Here is an 8,046-nt window from a genome sequence, read left to right as displayed (position 1 = left end):
AGATCGGGGCGTACCCCCAGCGACTCCACCAGCCGGAACAGCGCCGTCTCGACGGCGAACAGGGCGGGCTGGGCGTACTCCGTACGGTCCAGCAGTTCTGCCTCCGCCGAGCCCTCCGCCGCGAACAGCACGTCCCTCAAAGGCCGTTCCAGCAGCGGGTCGAGGTGTGCGCACACCTCGTCCAGGGCTGCCGCGAACACCGGAAAAGCCGCGGCGAGTTCGCGTCCCATACCGGGACGTTGGGCGCCTTGTCCGGTGAACAGGAACGCGGTCCTGCCGCTGGTGCGGGCGACTGCGCGGACGAGTTCGGTGGCGGGGGTGTCTTGGCTCAGGGCGCGCAGTCCGGTGCTGAGTTCTGCCGGGTCGGTGCCGGTGATGACGGCGCGGTGTTCCAGGTGTGCGCGGGTGACGGCCAGGGCGTAGCCGATGTCGGCCGGGGCGGGGGCGTCGGTGCGTTCCAGGAGGTTGAGCAGGCCGGCTGCCTGGGCGCGCAGCGCGTCCGGGCTGGCGCCGGACACCGGCCAGAGCACCGGCCCTACGACGCCGTCCCGCTCCGGGCTCTCCGCCTCGACGGAGGCCTCGACCAGTGCCCCGGGCGGTGCCTGTTCCAGGATCACGTGCGCGTTCGTACCACTGATCCCGAACGACGACACCGCCGCACGTTTGGGCCTGCCCGCTGCCCACGGCCGGGACTCCGTCAGCAGTTCCACGCCGCCGGCCGTCCAGTCCACCTTCGACGATGGCTCGTCCACGTGCAGAGTCTTGGGCAGTACGCCGTTGCGCATCGCCATGACCATCTTGATGACCCCGGCCACACCCGCCGCAGCCTGCGTGTGCCCCAGGTTCGACTTCACCGACCCCAGCCACAGCGGGCTCTCGGCCGGCCGGCCCTTGCCGTAGGTGGCCAGCAGTGCCTGCGCCTCGATCGGGTCACCCAGAACCGTGCCCGTACCGTGCGCCTCCACCACATCTACCTGGTCCGCCGACAGCCTGGCATTGGCCAACGCCGCCCGGATCACCCGCTGTTGGGCCGGCCCGTTCGGCGCGGTGAGACCGTTGCTGGCGCCGTCCTGGTTGACCGCACTGCCCCGCACCACCGCGAGCACCCGATGCCCGTTGCGCCGCGCGTCGGAGAGTCGCTCCACCACCAGCACGCCGACGCCCTCGGAGAACCCCGTGCCGTCGGCCGCCTCGGCAAAGGACTTGCAACGGCCATCGGCCGCAAGCCCGCGCTGCCGGCTGAAGTCGACGAAGGTCCCAGGTGTCGACATCACCGTGACGCCTGCCGCCAGCGCGAGCGAACATTCGCCGTTGCGCAGCGCCTGGCCAGCCAGGTGCAGGGCCACCAGAGACGACGAGCACGCCGTGTCCACCGTCACCGCCGGCCCCTCAAGGCCGAGGGTGTAGGAGACACGGCCCGAGACGACGCTGCCGCTGCCGTAGCTGTTGATGTAGTCGTGGTACATCACACCGGCGAACACACCCGTGCGGCTGCCGCGGAGAGTGCCCGGATCCAGCCGCGCGTTCTCCAGCGCCTCCCAGGAAGCCTCCAGCAGCAACCGCTGCTGCGGGTCGATGGCACGCGCCTCACGCGGTGCCACGCCGAAGAAGGCCGGGTCGAAGTCGGCGGCGTCGTAGAGGAACCCGCCGTGACGGGAGTACGAGGTGCCGTCGTGCTCCGGGTCGGGGTCGTACAGGGCATCGAGGTCCCAGCCCCGGTCCTCGGGAAACCCGGATATGGCATCGGCCTCTTCGGAGACCAGCCGCCACAGATCCTCCGGCGACCGGACACCGCCCGGGTAGCGGCAGGACATGCCCACGATGGCGAGCGGCTCCTGCGCCATGCCGGTCAGCTTGCGGTTCTGCTCGCGCAGACGCTCGGTCTCCTTGACGGATGTCCGCAGGGCGTCGACGAGCTTCGCGTCGGGCCGATCGGGTTGCGGAGTCTGAGTGGGCCGGCTGGGACGACTGGGCTCAGTCATTGCGGTGTCACTTCTCCCGCGTCATGTCGTTGACGTCGAATTCGTCGTACACGTGGTCGGATTCGTAGGCCGCGTCGTGGGCCGGGCCTTCGGACAGGTCGTCGTGGGCGGAACCGGAGCCCGCGAGAGCCATGCTGATCAAGGCCTCGGTGTCCATGGCATCGATGGAGTCCGCGGCTTCGTCCGCGTCTTCCACCGCGCCTTCCACCGCGAGTCCGGCTTCGATTCCGGCGAGTTCCAGCAGGCTGTCCATCAGGCCGGCCTCCCGCAGCCGGGACAGCGGGATCGCGGCGAGCGCGGTACGGATACGGTTCTCCGCCGACCCGGTACCCGTTTCGCTCGGGTCGTCCTCTGACTGCGGAGCGAGCTCCTCCCACAGGTGACCCGCGACCGCCCGAGTACTGGGGTAGTCGAAGATCAGCGCAGCCGGCAGACGCAGGCCGGTGGCCGCGTTGAGGCGGTTGCGGAACTCCACGGCGGTGAGCGAGTCGAACCCCAGGTCGCTGAACGACCGGTCGGAGTCCACGGCTTCGGTATCGGCATGGCCGAGTACCGCCACGGCTTGCGCGCGCACCACCTCGGTCAGCAGGTCCTTCCGCTCGTGTGCAGGCGTGTCCGCGAGGCGGGCGCGCAAGCTCTGCGAGTCGACGGGCGACTGCGAAGGGGACTGCGCGATCCGCCGTGCGGGCGCGCGCACCAAGCCGCGGAAGAGCGGCGGCAGTTCCCCGTCACCACTCTGTGCCATGGCGCGAACGTCCAACACAGCCGGTACGAGGAGCGCGTCGGCCGGGTTGCCGATCTGGTCCTGGTCGAGCACAGCCGTATCGAACAGGGCCAGGCCCTGCTGGGCGGAGAGTGCCCCGGCACCCGCTCGTGCCATGCGGTGCGCATCGGTGCCGCTCAGCGTGCCGGCCATGCCGCCGTCTTCCGCCCACATGCCCCAGGCCAGCGAGCTGGCCACCAGGCCATGGGCCCGGCGGTGCTGGGCCAGCGCATCCAGGAAGGCATTGGCTGCCGCGTAGTTGCCCTGCCCCGGTACGCCCAGCGCCCCGGCGATGGAGGAGAAGAGCACGAACGCGGTCAGGCCGAGGTCGCGGGTCAGCTCGTGCAGGTTCCAGGCCGCGTCGGTCTTGGGCCGGAGCACGGTGTCCATGCGTTCCGGAGTCAGCGAGCCGATGACTCCGTCGTCGAGCGTGCCGGCGACGTGTACGACACCGGTCAGCGGGTGGCCGGCCGGAACTGCCGCCAGCAGAGCGGCCAGTTGGGTGCGGTCGGCGACGTCACAGGCAGCGAGTGTCACGCTGGCGCCCAGCTCGGCCAGCTCGGCACTCAGCTCGGCGGCACCGGGCGCGTCCGGACCCCGGCGGCTGGCCAGCAGTACATGGACGGCCCCGTGTTCGGCCACCAGGTGGCGTACGACCAAGGCCCCCAGCGCGCCAGTGGCACCAGTCACCAGAACCGTGCCGTCGGCATCCCAGACCTTCCGCTCGGACGGGACATCGGCATCGGCGGGCGGAGTCGCGGCAGACACTCGCGCCAATCGCGGTACGTACACGTCGCCCTCACGCAGCGCGAGTTGCGGCTCATCTGTATGCACTGCCCGAGGCAGTGCGGCGAGAGAGGCATCGTGGCCGTCCACGTCGATCAGTACGATCCGGCCCGGATTCTCCATCTGCGCCGACCGTACGAGACCGCCCACTGCGGCACCCGCGAGATCACTCACGTCGCCGGCCGCCGTCTGGACCGCGCCCTGTGTCACCACCACCAGGGTCGACGCGGCGAACCGCTCGTCCGCCAGCCATGTCTGAAGGTCGGCGAGCGTCCGATGCGTACGCTCGCGCACCGCGGCCGCGACATCCACTCCAGCCTCGGCCGTACGGGTGTCTCCGACGACCGGCAGGACGACTACGCTCGCGTCGCCGGCGTCGCGCAGCTCCGGCACCACCGCGCTGCGCGCCACCACGGTGGCGAGAGACTCCGACCACTCGGCGGCATTCGAACCGACCACTACCCACTTGCCGTTGTCAGCCAAAGCGGGAGCCGAGGGCAACGGAGCCCAGTCGACCCGGTACAGGGAGTCGTGGAACCCGGCGCGCGCCTGGGCCAGTTGCTCCTCGGAAATCGGCCGGACATCCAGCCGCTCCACCGAGACCACCGCACGACCCGCGGCATCCGCCACCTCAAGCGACACCGCACCAGAGCTCAGCGGACGTACCCGCACCCGCAGCGCCGACGCACCCGTCGCGAACAACTCCACACCCGACCACGCGAACGGCAGACCAGCCCGCTCCCCCGCACCCGTCAGACCCACCGCATGCAACGCCGCATCCAGCACCGCCGGATGCACACCAAACCCCTCAACCCCCACACCCTCCGGCAACACCACCTCAGCAAACACATCCTCGCCCAGCCGCCACGCAGCCCTCAGACCCTGGAACACCGGGCCGTACACCAACCCCCCTTCCGCATAACGCTCGTACACACCCTCAACCGAAACCGGCACCGCACCCACCGGAGGCCACACGGCGAATTCGGACTCGTCCGCGCGACCGCGCGTCCCCGTGCCGAGCACACCCGTGGCGTGCCGGGTCCACGATGCGGCACCCACCACGTCCTCCTCGCCACGCGAGTGGATGCTGAAGGTGCGGCTCCCCGAGTCGTCGGGCGCGTTGACCACAAGCTGGGTGTGGATCACTCCGTGCTCCGGGAGCACCAGCGGAGTCTCCAGGGTCATCTCCGACAGCAGCGCGCAGCCCACCTGGTCACCGGCCCCGATCGCCATCTCGACAAAGCCTGTGCCGGGGAAGAGCACGGTGTCACCGATGGCGTGGTCGGCCAGCCATGACTGGGTCCGGGTGGAGAGCCGGCCGCTGAAGAGCAGACCGTCCGACTCGGCGAGCACGGCGGCTGCTCCCAGCAGCGGGTGATCACCGGCGCCGGACGCCGCGCCGAACGGGGAGTAGCCGTCGATCCAGTAGCGCCGGCGCTGGAAGGGATAGGTGGGAAGGTCGACCTGCTGAGCTGTTCCTGTGGCGTGCAGGCCCGCCCACTGGACGGTGTGGCCACTGGTCCAGAGGTGGGCCAGTGCGGTGAGGGTTTCGGCCTGTTCGGGGCGGTTGCGGCGCAGGAGGGGGATGAATGCAACTGTGGTGTCGTCGGGCAGGGCGTCGGCGGCCATGGCGGTCAGGACCGCGTCCGGGCCGATCTCCAGGAAGGTGGTGACGCCCTCGGCCGCCAGAGCCTGGATACCGTCGGCGAAGCGGACGGCATCGCGGACGTGGGACACCCAGTAGTCGGGGGAAGTGAGTTCACCGGGTGCGGCGGTACGGCCGGTGACGTTCGAGACGACGGGGATACGGGGCTCGCTGTAGGTGAGTCCCGTCACCACTGCCTTGAACTCCTCCAGCATCGGGTCCATCAGCGGGGAGTGGAAGGCGTGCGACACCTTCAGCCGGGACGTCTTTCGGCCCTGTGCCCGCAGGTCTTCCACCACCGAGTCGACGGTGTCCTTGCTGCCGGAAATGACCACCGCACGAGGGCCGTTGACCGCAGCGATCGCAGCGTCCTCGGCACGGTCCAGGAGGGTGAGGACCTCGTCCTCGGTGGCCTGGACGGCGGCCATGATGCCGCCGTCAGGCAGGGCCTGCATGAGCCGGCCGCGTGCGGCGACCAGCCTGCAGGCGTCCGCCAGGGAGAACACCCCGGCCGCATGCACGGCGCTGATCTCGCCGATGGAGTGCCCGGCCAGCAGATCAGGGCGTACGCCCAGCGACTCCACCAGGCGGAACAAGGCCGTCTCGACAGCGAACAGGGCGGGCTGGGCATACTCCGTACGGTCCAGCATCACCGCCAGGTCCGAGCCCTCCTGAGCGAACAGGACATCCCTCACCGGGTGTTCCAACAGGGGATCCAAGTGCAAGCACACCTCGTCCAACGCCGTCGCGAACACCGGGAAAACCGCCGCGAGTTCACGGCCCATCCCGGTCCGCTGCGCGCCCTGGCCCGTGAACAGGAACGCCAGCAGACCCTCGGTCACCGCCCCTTCGACCACACCCGGCGCACCCTCGCCAGCAGCCAATGCCCGTAGTCCTGCGATCAGTTCATCACGTCCGGTACCCGCAATCACCGCACGGTGGTCCAGCTGCGCCCGCGTCGTCGCCAGTGCGACGCCCACATCCACCGGCTCGGGAGCGTCCTCGCGCCCCACCAGGCCCAGCAGCCCCGCCGCCTGCGCGCGCAACGCCGCCGCGTTCGCGGCGGACACCGGCCACGCCAAGGTCCCGGGACGGCCGGCCGGCTCGGTCGCCGGCCGCAGCCCAGAGGCGGACCCGGAGCCGACGGGCTCGGGGGCCTGCTCAATGATCACGTGCGCGTTCGTGCCGCTGATCCCGAAGGACGAGACGGCCGCGCGCCTCACTTCCCCGGCCTCCCAGGGCCGGGACTCCGTCAGCAGTTCCACACGGCCGGCCGTCCAGTCCACCTTCGACGACGGCTCGTCCACGTGCAGGGTCTTGGGCAGTACGCCGTTGCGCATCGCCATGACCATCTTGATGATCCCGGCCACGCCCGCGGCGGCTTGGGTGTGTCCCAGGTTCGACTTGATGGAGCCGAGCCACAGCGGGTGCTCGGCGGCGCGGTCACGTCCGTACGTCGCCAGCAGCGCCTGGGCCTCGATCGGGTCGCCCAGGACCGTGCCCGTACCGTGTGCCTCCACCGCGTCGATCTGGTCCGCCGACAGCCCGGCATTCGCCAAGGCCGCCCGGATCACCCGCTGTTGGGACGGGCCGTTTGGCGCCGTCAAGCCGTTGCTCGCGCCGTCCTGGTTCACTGCGCTGCCGCGTACCACCGCAAGCACCTGGTGGCCGTTGCGTCGCGCGTCCGAAAGCCGCTCCACCACCAGCACGCCGACGCCCTCGGACCAGCCGGTGCCGTCCGCCGCCTCGGCGAAGGACTTGCAACGACCGTCGCCCGCCAGGCCGCGCTGCCTGCTGAATTCGATGAAAGTGGCGGGTGTGGACATCACCGTCACGCCGCCGACCAGGGCGAGGGAGCATTCGCCGATGCGTAGAGCCTGGCCCGCCAGGTGCAGGGCCACCAGGGACGACGAGCACGCCGTGTCCACAGTCACGGCCGGCCCTTCCAGGCCGAAGGTGTAAGCGATACGGCCGGAGACGATGCTGCCCGCGCTGTGACTGGTCGGGTAGTCGTGGTACATCAGGCCTGCGAAGACGCCGGTCGAGCTGCCCTTCACGGTCGCGGGGTCGATGCCTGCCCGCTCGAACGCCTCCCAGGATGCCTCCAGCAGCAGTCGCTGCTGCGGGTCCGTGCTCAGTGCTTCGTTCGGGCTGATCCGGAAGAAGGCGGCGTCGAAGTCGGCCGCGTCGTGCAGGAAGCCGCCCTTGTTCACGTACGTGGTGTCCGGCCGATCGCCGTTCGGGTCGTAGATCGCGCTGGTCTCCCAGCCGCGGTCCTCCGGGAACTCGGAGACGGTGTCATTGCCCTCGGAGACCAGTTTCCACAGGTCTTCGGGCGACTCGATGCCGCCGGGATAACGGCAGGACATGCCTACGATGACGATCGGGTCGTCGGTTACGAGCCCCTCGTGGCTCACCGGCGCAACAGCGGGGGTGTCGAGCGTGCCGAGGAGTTCGTCGTGGAGATGGTCCGCGAGGTCGCCGGCGGTCGGGTAGTCGAAGACGAGAGTGGCCGGCAGGCGCAGGCCGGTCGCCGCGTTCAGCCCGTTGCGCAGTTCCACCGACGTCAGCGAGTCGAAGCCCAGGTCGCTGAAGGCGCGGTCCGGCGCGATGGCCGCGGGCGTCGCATGACCCAAAACGTCGGCGACCTGCACTCGCACCACATTGAGCAGCGCGCGTTCCCGCTCGGCCGGGGTGAGTGCGGACAGCTGATGGTGCAGCGTGTCAGCGGTGGTGCCGTCGCTGACGGCAGCGGTACGTCGCACCGTGGGGACCAGGTGGTGGTAGAGGGACGGGAGTGCGGTGCCCTGCGCTCGCAGCGCCTCCACATCAAGACGTACCGGTACCAACGCCGCATCCGCCCGCGCACC

General features: G+C 70.2%; 2 pseudogenes. Both read right to left on the bottom strand.

The features are described 5' to 3' along the window. Positions 1-1,910 (bottom strand): annotated as a pseudogene (locus ACZ7IB_RS48340) (type I polyketide synthase); the annotation flags it as partial. Positions 1,911-1,989: 79 nt separating this feature from the next. Then, positions 1,990-7,896, bottom strand: a pseudogene (locus tag ACZ7IB_RS48335) (type I polyketide synthase); the annotation flags it as partial. Between the last annotated feature and the right edge of the window lie 150 nt (positions 7,897-8,046).

The organism is Streptomyces sp. NPDC037301 (assembly GCF_055602785.1).
The sequence above is the reverse complement of the archived record's forward strand: the minus strand, read 5'-3'. Positions and strand labels throughout refer to the sequence as shown.